Source organism: Pseudovibrio sp. M1P-2-3, from assembly GCF_031501865.1.
In the GTDB taxonomy this organism is placed as follows: Bacteria; Pseudomonadota; Alphaproteobacteria; order Rhizobiales; family Stappiaceae; genus Pseudovibrio; species Pseudovibrio corallicola.
This window is the reverse complement of record NZ_JARRCW010000001.1, coordinates 626,612-642,207: the sequence shown is the minus strand read 5'-3', so window position 1 is coordinate 642,207 and position 15,596 is coordinate 626,612. Positions and strand designations below refer to the sequence as shown.

The window sequence follows — 15,596 nt, the reverse complement described above, 5'->3', positions numbered from 1 at the left end:
CATCACGCAAGTCCCGCGCAACAGGCTAAAAAATGATAATCTGGAGACATGTGCCTCAAAATCCCACGGTCGCAGGGCTTGTGGACACCTATTGGTTTTTGGAGAAAGAAAAAACAGAGTCTGTAACACCCTACCCCCGCCTCAATCCAGATCCCGCTGCACACCTACTGCTCACACCAGATAATCAAAACTATCACTACCAGCGGGACGATTGCACACTGGAGGGGGAAGGTAGTCATTGGCTGTTTCCCCATAGCTGCACCTACAGGATGGACCATCGGCAACCCCTTAAAATTTTGGGCGTAAAATTCCACATAGGTGCGTTGTATCTGTTTCCCTTTCGCACCGCTCAGCCGCAAATAAATCATGTGCTGGATCTGGAGCTTTCAAGCAGCTTTAGCAGTTTAGGGCACTGCACCAACGACCTTCTCAAAACAGCACAGTCTCAACCAGAAAGTTGTCTTCGGGCTTTAGACGATATTATGCTGCCCATCCTAAAGACCATGGTGAGAGACAGGCACTACACACTCACTGTTGGTGCCTTGCCCCTATTGCGGACCTCTCCCCTTTCCAATCTAGAAAAAGAGTTGGACTGTTCGCGACGAACATTGGAACGCAGTTTTCGAAAGGTCACCGGCTTTACCTTGAAGCAGCACCAATCCATGCTGCGGTTGGAAGCTCTTCTTGAACACCTTTATCTCATGGCAGACAAAGAGATAGACTGGGCAGATGTGGCTTATGCCTTTGACTTTAGCGATCAACCCCACCTGATCCGGTATCTCAAAAAACAGATTGGCAACACACCAACTGACTATGCCAAGCTTCGCGATCTCACGATTGATATTTATGGCGGCGTTGAAATTTGAAGCAGAACTGTCGCAATTGTTCAATCCGTTCCGCCCGCCAGCACCTACGTGTTGTTTCCAGATTTAAGCACAGCTCATTGCGAGCGCTAAATTGCTCAAAGAGGAAACAAAAACTATGAACGTAGAAATTCGTCCTTTTCATCAATCAGATTTGGAGGACCTTCTTGATATCTGGGAGACAGCCTCAAAGTATGCACACCCATTTTTGAGTGATGATTTTTTAAAGAAAGAGCGAGAGAATATACCCAATCTATACCTCCCCAATGCCGATACATGGGTTGCGACAGTAGAGGATAAAGTGATTGGATTTATTGCTCTTTTAGGCAATGAAATCGGTGCTCTTTTTGTCGACCCTGCCCACCATGGCCAAGGTCATGGCACTGCCTTATGTAACAAGGCCAAAACACTTCATGAAGAACTGTTCGTCAGTGTCTTTAAGGAAAACCGGAGTGGCCGAAGGTTTTATGATCGCTACGGCTTCAAGTTTGTCAAAGAGTGCATTTTTGAACAAACCGGAGACATGCTGCTAAAGCTGCACATACAATCTGCTTAGCAGCAACTGTTTAAAGCCATGAGAGAAGCCCCACAACCGTGGGGTTCTCTCTTCAGGTGGGCTTAGTATCACCCCATCACACCGCCATCATCGCGGGTTATGGCGATGACAGTTGAGCGTGGCAGGCTTTCGCCGCCCTCTGGGAAATGACTACCGCCTTTTTCACCGGGGTGCTGAATGCCTACGAACATGGTCTTCTTGTCAGCAGACCAAGTGGCACCAGTCACCTCGCAGCCCACGGGCCCAACGAGGAAGCGGGAAATATCTCCGGTTTTGGTATCCCCCACAAGCATTTGGTTATTCCCCATCCCCGCAAAGTCCCCAATATTGGAGTAACTGCCATCAGTCTGTATCCAGAGGAAGCCACGACTATCAAAGCTGAGGCCATCTGGAGAGTTGAAAATATTGTCGGCTGTGATGTTCTCAGACCCCGCCCCGCTATCAATATGAACAGTTGGGTTGCCCGCCAACACAAACAGGTTCCATTTGAAGCCCTCGGCTGTGTGATCATCGCCATCAGGCATCCAACGCACGATCTGGCCGTACATGTTGGCTTGGCGCGGATTGGGACCACCAACGGGCGTTTCATCCCCACCCGCATTTGTCAGGATACCCCGATTTTTATTGTTGGTGAGGGCGCAGTAAACCTCAGCCCGTTCGGGATGTGCAGCAACCCACTCGGGGCGATCCATAGTTGTTGCGCCAACGCTTGAAGCAGCCTGACGGGTGCGGATACAGATTTCCGCATCAGACGACATCCCCGTCGCTTCCGGCGTCAGTGCCAGCCATTGACCTGAAAGGTCATCGTTGAACTTGGCCACATAAAGCTGGCCCTTTTCCAGCAGTTCCGAATTGTCACCGGATGGATCATACTTGCCATCGGAGACAAAACGATAAACGAACTCACCGCGCTCATCATCTCCAAGGTAAACAACAACGTGGCCACTACTTGCCACAACAAGCTCGGCATTTTCGTGCTTGAAACGACCCAAAGCTGAAAGCTTTTTCGGGGTGCTGTGCGGGACAGATGGGTCTATTTCAACAACATAGCCAGCCCGGTTTGGCTCATTGGGGTGCTTTATAACATCAAAGCGCTCATCAATTTTCGCCCAGCCGTAACCCCAGTCTTTCGCAGAAATACCATAGCGTCTCATATCTTCGCTTGGCACGAAACCTTCTTCAGAAGCGGAGAAGTAGCCATTGAAATTCTCCTCACAGGCAAGATACGTGCCCCAAGGAGTTTTGCCATTTCCGCAGTTATTCCAAGTCCCAAGACTTTGAATACCTTTTGGGTCAGCTGCAGTTTTCATCAAGTCATGGCCACGGGCCGGCCCAGTCAGTTCCATCGGTGTATCTGGTGTAATACGGCGGTTGAACGGGGAATCCTTCACGATGGACCATTTGCCACCCTTTTGCGCCAGCTCCGCGATAGTGACCCCATGGGCATTCTTACCCTTCAAAATGGCGTCATCATTGGCGGGCACGCCCCCCTCCCACATAAGAGTGCGGTTGGTATACTCATTATTTAAGGCGAAGACTGTCTTTCCTTCAATCTGGAAGAGATGCATGCCATCATTGTTGTCCCCCACAGCGCGGGCTTGTGTCTCGGCGCTACCACGGGTCACCCCGTCAAACTCGGACGCATCGGAAAACAGAGGATCACCCCAAGATACAACAGAATGCCAGCTATACCCCTCAGGGAGAGTAATTGTATCGGTTGTACCAGCTTGAATTGGTGAAAAATCAAAACTGTTTGAAGCAGCAGCGGCTTTTCGGACCACCAGATCACTGGTTCCAAGTAGGAAACTGGCCGTACTCATGGCTACAACACCACCCAGAAAGCCACGACGTGAAATAGCCTGTTCCACGACCTCATCAAATTCTATTGTCGTATCTTCACCGCGAGTAAGATCGTCATATTCATCAAAAGAAAGGTCTGTTTTTCTACCATTCATCGTCAGCACTCCAGCAACTTTTACCTATAGAAACCTTCTGGGCTACCCCTAGTTTTCAGCGGTACGCTATCAATGGCTCATAACAAATCTATGACCCTTCCGTAAAAAGCACCAACATGTATGTATAATTGATAGTTGTGCTCTCCCCTGAGCAAGGTTTCAATACCTCCTCTGTTTCCAGATTTGGTCCCCGAGTAAAACAATAAGTGCCTTGACGAGTTCTCGTAGCCGCTTTTTTACGATTCAGTAATTACATTTCGTGCCGCAAGACATTTCAGTATTTTAAAATAAAATAAGCATTTACTTATTTAAATGTGATCTATATATAAAAAGTAATTACTTTCTTAAAGGGTATTTCAATGAAAAACGGAAAATTCAATGGAGCTACGACCGCGTCCTCCCCCTTAAGTGTTCCCTTAGCTGCAGGGGTTATTCCTCAAGACTCCAGCTTATTTTCAGGGCCCCAATTAATTGCAACCCTTCTTCTAAGCCTTGGTGTTGGGTCTCATGCGGTCAACGGCCTAATTTCGAATGCTGTTTTACCAAGCCTCATTCGTGATTTAGGCGGGCAAGAACGTGCTTTCTGGGTCTTCAGTCTGTTCCAAATCGCCTCAATTCTATCAAGTACAACGGCTGGAATATTAAAATCTCACTGGGGAGCAAAGTATCTATTTATTGCTGGCGCAATCCTACTTGCATTAGGCTCGATTTTCGCGGGAACCGCTGACAATTTGGGGCAAGTTTTGCTAGGTCGAACCCTCCAAGGACTGGGGGAAGGCTTTATCGTGGCCATGTGCTACGCGGTTATTCCTGATTTATTCCCTAAAGAACTCGTCGCCAAAGTCTTTGCACTGTTGGCGGGAATTTGGGCTATTGCCGCTGCCGTTGCGCCCGTGAGTGCGGGTTTGCTCACTCAGTTCTGGAGCTGGAGAGCAGCGTATATCTTTAACCTGCCCTTGACCGGATTGCTGTTGCTCATGGCGGTGTTTGTTATGCCCAATACCAAAGTCATTGGAGAATTGAACGGAAAGCGTAAAGGGTTGATCATGCTTCCCCGCCTCTTCATGCTTGCCTTCGCCGTACTTCTGATCACCAGCGTTGGAGAGGCACGCAGCACGACCCAAGGGTTCATTTTGCTTGCGCTTGGATTGTTTACTCTGGCCGCTACACGGATTTGGGACAGAAACTCTGAAAATTCTTTCATTCCCAAAGAGGCTTTCAGCTTCAACACTCCGGTGGGCCTTGCCATGTGGGTGATCCTTATTGCAAGCCTTTCCGGCTCCGCCCGCGTTCTGTTTGCCAATTCCATTATCCAGTCTACTTGGGGGCTGAATGTCCTGAGCGCCAGCTATCTTGTGGCTACATTGGCTTTCTCATGGTCATTCATGGCGTGGCTCACTTCCAAGGTCCAAAGCCCGAAACACCAGTACTCTCTGATTGTCCTTGGGAAAACTCTAAACACCTTGGGCATTGGTATGCTAGCTGCTGCGCTTTGGATGAACAGCCTCGCAATCCTCACGGCAGGCCTGATTATCTCCGGCTTGGGATACGGAATGAGCAATCACTTCCTGTCAAAACAAATGATGTTTGCAAGCAGTGAGAAAGAGCGCGATAAAGCCTCCGGCTTCATTCCGACCATGATGTCCTCGGGTATTGCAATAGGCGGGGCTCTGTCTTCCCTTCTCGCTCTTGCAACAGGCATGCTCTCCAATGAGACCTCCGAGCTGATTACTAAAGAGGCTGCACTTGAGCAAGGCCCAACGCTTTTCCTAATAATGGCTGGTATCGCAGTTATTTCGGTTCTGTTTGCCGGAAAGCTTGCAGTTTTGGGAAGGCGTTCTGCTTAAAGCCTCTTTGTATCAACCAATACCAAGAGGCTTTAAAGTAAGTCAGCTCCCAGACCTCAATGGGAGTAGAGGTCTGGGGCATTAAGGTAGCAGCAGATTACTCTGCAGCTACCGGAGCTTTATTTGCTGTGACGGCACTGCTCGCACTCTCATCTTCCTTATGGAAGATTGGATAGATGAACAGGAAAGCAGCAGAAATAAGGTAACCCAAACTTGGGCCGCTAAACACAGGCCAGTGAAGGCTAGGTGAATGGATGATACCCACTGCAGCCAGCGCAAAACCAGTTAAGGTGAACCAAGCAGCAACCCTAAAGCGCCCGTCAATAATTGAAGCGACGATAGCGCCCCAAATCAAGCCGGTGATAATCGCCCCCTGAGAAAGCGCGAGGTGCCCCTGATAGTGGGCGCCCTGTTGCAGCAGTGCGCTGGTCAACGCCGCATCGCCAAGGTTTGGCATATTTTCAGCCCCTGCAGATTGCAGCGCGCCAATGAGAGAGCCCCACTTTGTTACAAGGAAGCTGGAAACATGCGGCAGCATCGCAACGGCAACAGCTGCCATGTGCTCTGTGCGAACAGAATGGGCTGTATTGGCAATGAGGCTAACAGAGACAAACACAAGGATTGGAGCTGTCGCCGCGACCGGGATCAGATTGTTCAAAAACGCAATCAGTCCAAGGAATGCGGAGAGTGGAACTACAATACCTACGCCGATAATATAGCCAGAGTGAGCGCCCATACCTTTATAGGCAGGGTGGCCGATATAAGCGGTTGTCGGGAATGGAGATCCAAATACCGCACCGATCATGGTGCCCAGACCATCTGTTATCTGACAAGTGGCAACCGGATAATGGTCGCCAGCAGCTTCAGCGCTCTCCACGTTGTTCATCGTTTCGATGAAGTTGTAGATCTGAACCGGTATCAGAACCAGAAACAGTTCAGGGTTTGCGAAAAGGTGCTCGATACCTGCAACCAGATCACCGATATAAGGCACTGGTAGATTGAGGCCAACACCCTCTGCGCTCACAGTAGATTGCCCGGTCATAACCGCAACAACCGTACCCACAATCAAAGCCAGCAAACCTGCGGGGATATTCCACGGCAGGCGGAACTGACCAACCAAGCCCCACAGGATGATGATGAGGGAAGCAAATCCAATGAACGGGTTTTCGAAGATTGTTGCCAAAGGCACCGAGCCGATGAACACCAGTGCGATACCGCACAAGGTTCCCAGCATACCGGCGCGCGGCGTCACTTTTTTAAGCCATGGGCCAATGATGGCACCAAGACCGGCAACAATACCGCCCATAAAGCCGGCACCAATACCAACCTGCCAAGCCAGAACAGGGTCATTGGTGGACCAGTAGATCGGGCCGATAACACCAAAGAGGTAGACAAACATTACTGGCGTCGAAATACCATAGGGTATGGCAGTCACATCCCGTCCAGATGCCTGCGCTGCCCGCTTTGCCAGATAAACGTAAACAAGGATACCAGCCACAATCGCAATTGCTGCTCCGGGAATAATCCGGCCAAAGACGATTTCTGCTGGCATCTGAAATACGAACTGACAGATACCCGCCAGAACCATGAGGTTTACAAGGTTATCTGTAAACAACGCCCAAAAAGCACTGAAATCACCACGTGAAAACAGGCTGTAGTTATACCTCCCAACAGGCATGCCGGGCTCCTTTTCTACTCGTATTTTAACGTTGCCATATCTCCCGAAAGCAACGCCCCCCTTGCTAAATCGAGGTGCTCAGTACTTCACTTGGTCCTCTTTTGCAATCTTTTGCTACGTAGTTACCGTCAATTTGGTCATAACTTCTGCAACTACAAATGCCGCTATGACTTCTGGCCGCTTGTCCTTACTCCCTTGTGAACCAATCGGGCACACCAGTTGGTCAACTGGCAGATCATCACAGTTGGACTTGCTATATTGATGAAATTTTGCCCGTTTTGTCGCTGAACCAATCAGCCCAACATAGGAAGCTGTTCCTGTTTCCAAGGCCGCTGCGCTTAAAAGGAAATCCAGTGCGTGGTCATGAGTAAGAACAACAAAGGCGCTGCCAGCTGGCGCGCTCTTAATATCACTCTCCGGGATTGCGCTAAGGCGCTTTTCTACGTCTGCTGAACATAGCGCCAGCTCCTCCTCACGTGTATCTATGATGACACAGTGAACAGGCATATGTTGCATCAAGTTGGCAATTGCCCGCCCCACATGACCAGCGCCCATGATGTAGACCCAAGGCAGCGCATCATCTTCCTTTTGCATCCCCATAAGGATGCTATCTTTATCCCGCCCGGACATCTGACTTAGAGAGACTTCCACGCGACCACCGCAACATTGACCAATTTCCGGCCCCAAGGGCACATCCAGCGTGTCATTGAGCACATTTCCCTCAAGCATCCTGCGGGCTTTTGAGATAATGATATGCTCCAGCTGCCCTCCGCCAACGGTTCCCCACAAACCATTGGCGGTGACAAACATTTGCGTTCCCGTATCTCGGGGAGCAGATCCGCGTACGCGCGTCAACGATACATGGACTACTGACGCGTTATACTGGAAAAACTCCTTGATACTCAGGAGGCCTGAGACCATTACGCCGCCTTACGCTTCAAGCGTTCAACGGCCATCAAAACACGCTCAGGCGTGGCAGGTGCGTCGAGCCGTGGGCATTCACGGTAGTCCGCAACACTGGCAACAGCCATGGACAGCGCCTCAAACACCGAAATACCAAGCATGAATGGAGGCTCACCAACAGCCTTGGAACGCTTAATGGTAAGTTCCTTATTTGACGACCAATCAGCAAGGTTCACATTGAATGTAGCAGGACGGTCAGAGGCCAGCGGAATTTTATAGGTTGATGGCGCGTGCGTACGTAGCCGCCCCGCATCATCCCACCACAGTTCCTCTGTTGTGAGCCAGCCCATACCTTGAATAAAGGCGCCTTCCACCTGACCCTTATCCAAAATCGGGTTCAAGGACTTGCCAACATCATGCAGAATATCGGTACGGTCCACGGTGTACTCACCGGTAAGCGTATCCACTGTTACCTCAGAGCAAGAGGCCCCATAGGCATAGTAGTAGAATGGCCGTCCCTTACCCGCATCACGATCCCAGTGGATCTTCGGCGTTTTATAAAAACCGGCAGCGGACAAGTGCACACGTGCAAAATAAGCCTTGCGAACCAGCTCCTTAAACGGAATGCGCTCTTTGCCAATTTGCACAGAGTTAGCGTAGAAAATAATTTCATCCGCTTCAACATTCCAATGCTCAGCCGCAAATTCAATCAACCGGTTCTTGATCTGCCTTGCCGCATCCAGAGCCGCCATACCATTCAGATCAGTTCCAGAAGAGGCTGCAGTTGCAGAGGTATTTGGAACCTTATCGGTTGTGGCCTTGGTGATTTTGATTTGCTCAAAATCAACTTGGAAAGTGTCGGCAACGATTTGGGCAATTTTGGTGTTGAGCCCCTGCCCCATCTCAATGCCGCCATGGTTCAATTGGATGGATCCATCATTGTAGATATGGATCAAGGCACCCGCCTGATTGTACCAAGTCGCGGTGAAGGAAATACCGAACTTCACTGGAGTGATTGCAATGCCCTTGCGGAGAATTTTGGAGGTTTTGTTGAACTCCAAAATCTCCTGACGACGCTTTTGATAGTCGCAGGACGCCTCAATCTCTTCAATCAGGCGCGGCATGACGTTGTCTTCAACTTCCTGATGGTAAGGCGTCAGATTGCGTCCATCCTCCCGACCGCCATAGAAGTTGGCCTTGCGCACCTCAAGAGTGTCTTTGCCCAGCGCATATGCAATTTCTTCAATCATGCGCTCGGCTGCAACAACCCCTTGCGGGCCACCGAAACCGCGAAATGCTGTGTTTGACACAGTATTGGTTTTCATTGGACGGCTGGCAAGACGCACATGCGGGTAGTAGTAGGCGTTATCCGCATGGAAGAGTGCTCGGTCGGTCACAGGACCAGACAGGTCAGCGGCATAACCGCAGCGCGCTGCAAACGTGCTGTCTACTGCTTGAATGCGGCCTTCCGCATCAAATGCCAAATCATAATCCACCACGAAATCGTGACGTTTACCTGTAGCCGTCATATCCTGATCGCGATCAGGGCGGATTTTCACCGGACGATTCCACTTCTTCGCAGCTATTGCAGCCACTACACAGAAGAGGTTCATCTGGCTTTCTTTACCGCCAAAACCACCACCCATACGGCGTACACTCACGTTAACCGCGTTGGAGGCAACTCCAAGAGCATGGGCAACCATATGCTGTGCTTCACTCGGGTGCTGTGTGGAGCAGGTAATGTTCACATCTTCGTCTTCACCCGGCACTGCAAAAGCAATTTGCCCTTCCAGATACATATGGTCCTGACCGCCAATGGCCATACGCCCGCTCAAGCGATGCTCAGCATCTTCAAAACCTTGTGCAATGTCACCACGCTCCAGCTTCAAAGGAGCTGCAACATGCGGGTACCCTGCATCTTGCGCGCTGACCGGATCCAATGCGTGAGGCAGAACATCGTACTCAACCTTCGCCAGTTCAGCAGCTTTTCGCGCAGCTTCGCGAGTTTCCGCAATCACCGCAAACAGAGGCTGACCATGGAACTGGACTTTGTCGGTCGGAAAGATTGGCTCGTCTTTTGTGCCGGTCGGGCTGATGTCGTTAACACCAGGAATATCATCGGCACCCAAGATCCCAACAACGCCCGGCGCAGCGAGAACGGCGGACAGGTCCATGCTCTTGATGTTTGCGTGCGTCACGTTGGACACACCAAGGTAAGCATGGAGCGTGCCTTGCGGCTCGGCAATATCATCGCAGTATTCGGCGCGGCCTGTGACGTGCTTTTCTGCACTGTCGTGACGACGATTTGTGTGAACACCGCCGCGAATACTCAAACTACTATCAAATGTAACTTCGTGTCTCATTTATCAGTTTCCTGTCAGGCACTCGCCAGCTCAACTGGTTCCACTGTGGTCTCGTCAAAGCTCAGGAAGAACCTGGTCAAGAGATTGCGGGCGGAGATCATGCGGTATTCCGCAGATGCACGCCAGTCAGAAAGTGGAGTGAAGTCATCAGACAGAACATTTGCAGCAGCTTCAAAAGAAGCAAGTTCCCAACGCTTACCTTTTAGCGCAGCTTCTGCACTCGATGCCCGCTTAGGTGTTGCCGCCATACCGCCGAATGCCATGCGACAATCGACAATGGTTCCGTTTTCGACAGTTACACTGATGCCAGCTGCAACCGATGAGATATCCTCATCGCGGCGCTTGGAAATTTTGTAGGCCGCATCCATTTGACCCTCAGCAGGAAGAGGAATGCTGATCGTTTCAACAAATTCTTCAGGAGCGCGGTCCTGTTTTCCATAGTCGATGAAGAAGTCCTGCAACGGCATTGTGCGGCGTTCACCGCCTTTGCGCAGCGTTACACTAGCATCAAGAGCAATGAGAACAGGTGGTGTATCACCAATGGGCGAGCCATTAGCAATGTTTCCACCAATGGTTCCCATATTGCGGACCTGTTGCCCAGCAATACGATCCCAGTAAGGAGCAAGGTGCGGGAAAGCCTTTTCAATTGCAGAAAGGCTCTCTGTGTAGGTGACACCAGCACCGATTTCCAACGCATCTTTCGTCAGCTTGATCGACTTCAACTCGTCAAGATGACCAATAAAGACAGCTGGTCCGATATTACGCAGGAACTTGGTAACCCATAGGCCTACATCTGTAGATCCAGCAACAATCGTGGCTTTTGGCCAAGAGATCAAAACTTCCGCAAGATCATCTGTATTTGCCGGAATAATCGCTAGATTATCTTCGGGACCAGTTACAATACGCCGACCGTCTTTCAGGTTCTGCAAGCGCTGTATGATAGACAATCGCTCGGTGTTCAGATAATCAGCCGCAGGTGAGCCATAGGCTCCCAGTGCCATTGCAGCTTTTATGATCGGTTCATAGCCCGTGCACCGGCATAGATTGCCCTGAAGGGCAGTCTCGACTTGCTTTACACTCGGCTCTGAGTTTTCCATCCAAAGCCCATAAAGCGACATGATAAAGCCGGGCGTACAGAACCCGCACTGGCTTCCATGATAGTCAACCATTGCCTGCTGGATAGGGTGCAACCCGCCATCCTGACCACGAAGGTGTTCAATCGTAACCACATGACACGCATCCAATGACGCCATAAAGCGGATGCAAGCATTCACGGATTCGTACTTAAGTAAGCCATTATGGAGACGGCCAACAAGAACAGTACATGCGCCGCAATCTCCCTCGGCGCACCCTTCTTTACTACCGGTCAGGCGACGTTCTAATCGCAAATAGTCCAGCAATGTCTGGCTCGCAGCCACATCCTGGATTACTACATCGGTTCCGTTTAATACGAACCGGATTTCGCTACGTTCGCCCATTTTCTCCCTCAAGAAAACGCTCATAATAATTTTCCGTAGGGTACATTTTGTCGCAGGCAGGAAAAAGGCGGTAAAATCCGAAACATTTTCAACGAAACGTTGAAAATAGCATGCCGATTTGCTTTGGTTTATGATACTCAATATCTCAGAAATGAAAATACTATATAAAACAACGTAGAAACACCGTAAGTGCTATGAAATGTCCTATCTAGAAAGCCTTCGCGTATTCGCACGCATTGTAGAACTGGGAAGTATTACGGCAGGAGGACGCGACCTTCGTCTAACTCCCGCAGTGGCCAGCAAGCGCATTAAGGAGCTGGAAAAGCACCTTGGGGTGAGGCTTTTTAACCGGACAACCCGCTCTTTACAGCCAACGGAGGTGGGAAAAGTATTCTATGAATACGCCGTTAAGACCATCACCTCAGTTGATGATGCGGAGGCAGCTGTCGCTCTTTTCTCAGGCTCTCCCAGAGGGGTCTTGCGCGTTGCAGCTCCTCTTGGAGTGGGACGGCGCGTCATTTCTCCCCTAATTCCTCTATTTGTAGAAGAAAACCCTGCGATTGAAGTGCGCATGCGTTTGACCGACAGAAAAATCGACGTTCTGGCTGATGGGCTAGACCTCTCTTTCTTTATTGGTAGTCCTTCAGATTCCAACCTAAAGCTACGTAAAATAAGCGATTGCGACCGTGTACTTTGTGCTTCGCCTGATTATCTTGACAGATACGGAGTACCTGAAAACACTAATGACCTTATAGGCGAAAATCACAATTGTCTTCTGCTTCGCTTTCCTCACTCTCCAGAGTACTTTTGGGCATTACAAACGGTTCAGGGACTACAAAAGCTACATGTTTCAGGCAAGTACGATGCAGATGACAGCGGCGTATTAACCGAATGGGCTGTAGCCGGGCATGGGATTGTTAACCGACCTAGATTTGAGGTGGCGGAGTATTTGCGGGATGGAAGATTAGTGGAAGTTCTGCCCAATGCGCGTCCTGAGCCGACCATATTCGGGTGCCTCTACCCGCACCGGCGGCTTCAGGACCCTAAAATCCGGCGTTTTGTGGACTTTGTCGTCGAGAATGCAGATTTGACCGACTTCGACTAAAACCCACCAACGTTAATGAGCCCTCACCTCCCATCATGAGATAACAGGCAAGGGATCACAGCGCATCCTCCCAATAGTGCGGCCTGCATATTGGAAAGTGCGCTATTTATTTAGCTGCGAGAGAGAATGGCATTTGCTCTTTCGCATTGCGATACCATTTTGCAATAGCCGCTCTTTCACTGTCTTCCATGTAAGAGACATTTGCCGGAGGCATTGCCGTTGTCACGCCAGCTTGCAGAAAGATCTGGTTTGCAGCGCGCGCCACATCTGCTTCTGTTTCAAGAAAGATGCCCTTTGGGGCCCAGTGAATGCCCTCATAAAAGGGCTCACGGGCGTGGCACATGGAGCAACGACCAGGAACAATGTTCATCACATCTTCAAAACCTGCTGCACTTGCAAACACCTGCTCATTTTTCGTGAGAGGACGTACCTCAGATTCCTCATAGGTTTCCTGAGAAAGCGGGGCCATGCTGATCACGATGATGGCAATGAACAGAGCTGCAGTGACTGCCCAAGTCCAGTAAGGAGGCTTAGCGCCTGTGTGTTTTGTGTTGAAGAACAAGCGGATCGTTACGCCCATCAGGAATACAAGCGCAGCAATGACCCAGTTATACTCACTCGCGAACGCCAGCGGGTAGTGGTTGCTAAGCATCAGGAAAACAACAGGCAGTGTCAGGTAGTTGTTGTGGGTTGAACGCAGCTTGGCGATCTTACCGTACTTGGCATCCGGTGTGCGGCCAGCTTTCAAGTCGGCAACAACGATCTTCTGGTTCGGAATAATGATAAAGAACACGTTGGCTGTCATGATGGTTGCAGTGAACGCACCAAGGTGCAGCATTGTTGCGCGGCCCGTGAACACTTCATTGTAGCCCCAGCCCATGGCAACCAGCAGCACGAACAGCAGCAGCATGAGAAGAGTTGGCTTTTCACCCAAGCCAGACTTACATAGGAAGTCATAGACCAACCAACCAACTGTCAAGGATGCAGCTGAGATTGCAATACCCTGCCACAGAGCCAGATCAGCTTTTGCAGGATCAACCAGATAAAGCTCTCCACCCACCCAGTAAACAATCATCAGCAAGCTGGCGCCGGACAGCCAAGTTGCATAGCTTTCCCACTTAAACCACACGAGGTGATCAGGCATATTTTCAGGCGCAACAAGGTACTTTTGAATGTGGTAGAAACCACCCCCATGGACCTGCCATTCTTCACCATGGGCTCCCACTGGCAAGTGCGGCACCTTTTTCAAACCCAGATCAAGGGCAACGAAATAGAACGATGACCCAATCCAGGCAATCGCGGTGATGACGTGTAACCATCGGACGGCGAAGGCAAGCCAGTCCCATATTATGGCTAGGTCTAACATGATTATTCTCTCCAAGATATTTTGGTGCCAAGCTAGAGGAAGCCAGTATTATCTGGTATATCGCGATAATGCCTAACTGTTTCAAAAATTTCAGGATAATGCCAGCATGGCCTATCTAGAAAATATTCGCACTTTTCTTCGTGTTTATGAATTGGGAAATATGTCAGCGGCAGCCCGCGATCTGCGCATCTCTGCAGCCGTTGCCTCTGCCAGAATATCCCAATTGGAAGAGTACCTTAACGTACGTCTTTTTCAACGTACAACGCGCGCTTTGAGCCCTACAGAGCAAGGGAATCTCTTCTATGAGAGTGCGACAAAAATTGTGGAAGCCGTTGAAGAAGCGGAGGCAGAAATTAACAATGTCACGCAATCCCCGCGTGGCACACTGTTTGTAGCTGCACCTATCGGTTTAGGACAAAGCTATATCGCGCCTGCAATCCCCAAATTCAAAGAGCAGCACCCGCAAGTGAATGTGCGCCTGCGCCTTTCTGATCGCAAATTGGACCTGACCAGCGAGGGATTAAACGCTGCCTTTTTCCTCGGAGTTCCACAGGACTCCTCCTTGAAAATTAGAAAGATCGCCGATTGTCGCCGTGTGCTGTGTGCCTCTCCTGATTATATCGAACGTAGAGGCGCACCGCAAACCAGTGAGGAACTGATTTCAGGGAAGCATGATTGTTTGAACATGCGTTACCCCGGTGTGCCGGAGTTTCAATGGCCATTACAGACGGAGGCTGGTGTTAAACGCTTTGCCGTTACTGGCCCTTTTGAGGCGGACCACGGCGATGTTCTCACCCAATGGGCGCTGGATGGCTATGGCATTATCATAAAGCCGGTTTTCGAGATTTCTGCTCATCTGGCCAGCGGCAGGCTCATTCCTATTTTACAGCAGGAACCACCTGTTTCCATTCAACTGGCCTGTCTTTATGCCCACCGGCGCAGACAAGACCCAAAAACCCGACTGTTTATTGACTTCATCGTCAAGCACATTCAGGCGTCTTTCGCACTTTTGCCAAACCTGTAGGCTCGGGCTTCTAGGGCATGGAACACATGCCCTAGGACTAACAGCTGATGTGTTAGCTACCGCGGTATGTGGAGTAGCCAAATGGGGAAACCAACAGCGGCACATGGTAGTGACTAGCTTCGGACATGCCAAAACGGATTGGAATGATGTTGAGGAAGCGAGGATCTTCTGCGGGAGTGCCGTTGGCGTCCAGATAAGCGCCCACGTGGAATTCCAGCTCATACGTGCCAGTCTCGAATTCGCTTGCAGGCAAAATCTGCTCGTCTGTGCGGCCATCGTCGTTAGTGACAAGAGTGCGGATATGGCTGCGCACATCTCCATCTAGTTTATAAAGCTCAATCTTGATGCCCTGCGCGGGTACGCCGCGTGCTGTATCAAGAACGTGTGTGGTCAGATATCCCGCCATAATCACTTCCCTATTGAAAAATTTATTGTGTCACATAATGTCCCAGTCCTTT

At 50.2% G+C, this 15,596-nt stretch carries 12 protein-coding genes; 5 read left to right on the top strand and 7 right to left on the bottom strand.

Going from position 1 to position 15,596, the window contains the following annotated elements; translation table 11 throughout:
* Positions 1-32: 32 nt before the first annotated feature.
* Complete coding sequence (locus P6574_RS03030) at positions 33-866, top strand: helix-turn-helix domain-containing protein (RefSeq protein WP_310618915.1); 834 nt, start codon at positions 33-35, stop codon at positions 864-866.
* A 115-nt stretch (positions 867-981) separates the two neighbouring features.
* Positions 982-1,419, top strand: a complete 438-nt coding sequence (locus P6574_RS03025) for a GNAT family N-acetyltransferase (RefSeq protein WP_310618914.1) — start codon at positions 982-984, stop codon at positions 1,417-1,419.
* Between the two features lie 68 nt (positions 1,420-1,487).
* Here P6574_RS03025 and P6574_RS03020 read toward each other — a convergent pair whose 3' ends face one another.
* On the bottom strand, positions 1,488-3,374 hold the full coding sequence (locus P6574_RS03020) for a PhoX family protein (protein WP_310618913.1): 1,887 nt from the start codon (positions 3,372-3,374) through the stop codon (positions 1,488-1,490).
* A 359-nt stretch (positions 3,375-3,733) separates the two neighbouring features.
* On the opposite strand from P6574_RS03020, the gene P6574_RS03015 reads away from it, so the two are divergent.
* Entirely contained in the window at positions 3,734-5,221 is a 1,488-nt protein-coding gene (locus P6574_RS03015; RefSeq protein ID WP_310618912.1) for an MFS transporter, read from the top strand.
* Between the two features lie 97 nt (positions 5,222-5,318).
* Here P6574_RS03015 and P6574_RS03010 read toward each other — a convergent pair whose 3' ends face one another.
* From P6574_RS03010 to xdhA, 4 genes are all read right to left on the bottom strand, one after another.
* Complete coding sequence (locus tag P6574_RS03010; RefSeq protein ID WP_310618911.1) at positions 5,319-6,899, bottom strand: xanthine/uracil/vitamin C permease; 1,581 nt, start codon at positions 6,897-6,899, stop codon at positions 5,319-5,321.
* A 114-nt stretch (positions 6,900-7,013) separates the two neighbouring features.
* Complete coding sequence (xdhC, locus tag P6574_RS03005; RefSeq protein WP_310618910.1) at positions 7,014-7,820, bottom strand: xanthine dehydrogenase accessory protein XdhC; 807 nt, start codon at positions 7,818-7,820, stop codon at positions 7,014-7,016.
* Complete coding sequence (gene xdhB / locus P6574_RS03000) at positions 7,820-10,165, bottom strand: xanthine dehydrogenase molybdopterin binding subunit (protein WP_310618909.1); 2,346 nt, start codon at positions 10,163-10,165, stop codon at positions 7,820-7,822. Before xdhB ends, xdhC begins: the two co-directional genes overlap by 1 nt.
* Positions 10,166-10,179: 14 nt before the next feature.
* A complete protein-coding gene (gene xdhA / locus P6574_RS02995) occupies positions 10,180-11,643 on the bottom strand; it encodes a xanthine dehydrogenase small subunit (RefSeq protein WP_310618908.1) in 1,464 nt (487 codons plus the stop codon).
* 199 nt (positions 11,644-11,842) lie between these two features.
* Between xdhA and P6574_RS02990 the strand changes: the two genes are divergently transcribed.
* Positions 11,843-12,748 carry a LysR family transcriptional regulator gene (locus P6574_RS02990; RefSeq protein ID WP_310618907.1) on the top strand — a complete coding sequence of 302 codons (906 nt, stop codon included), beginning with the start codon at positions 11,843-11,845 and terminating at the stop codon, positions 12,746-12,748.
* Positions 12,749-12,854: 106 nt separating this feature from the next.
* Here the strand turns inward: P6574_RS02990 and P6574_RS02985 are convergent, their stop codons facing one another.
* Entirely contained in the window at positions 12,855-14,114 is a 1,260-nt protein-coding gene (locus P6574_RS02985; protein ID WP_310618906.1) for a urate hydroxylase PuuD, read from the bottom strand.
* Between the two features lie 106 nt (positions 14,115-14,220).
* On the opposite strand from P6574_RS02985, the gene P6574_RS02980 reads away from it, so the two are divergent.
* Positions 14,221-15,138: a LysR family transcriptional regulator gene (locus P6574_RS02980; protein ID WP_310618905.1), complete on the top strand. Its 918-nt coding sequence runs from the start codon at positions 14,221-14,223 to the stop codon at positions 15,136-15,138.
* A 52-nt stretch (positions 15,139-15,190) separates the two neighbouring features.
* Here P6574_RS02980 and uraH read toward each other — a convergent pair whose 3' ends face one another.
* Positions 15,191-15,544: a hydroxyisourate hydrolase gene (gene uraH / locus P6574_RS02975; RefSeq protein WP_310618904.1), complete on the bottom strand. Its 354-nt coding sequence runs from the start codon at positions 15,542-15,544 to the stop codon at positions 15,191-15,193.
* Between the last annotated feature and the right edge of the window lie 52 nt (positions 15,545-15,596).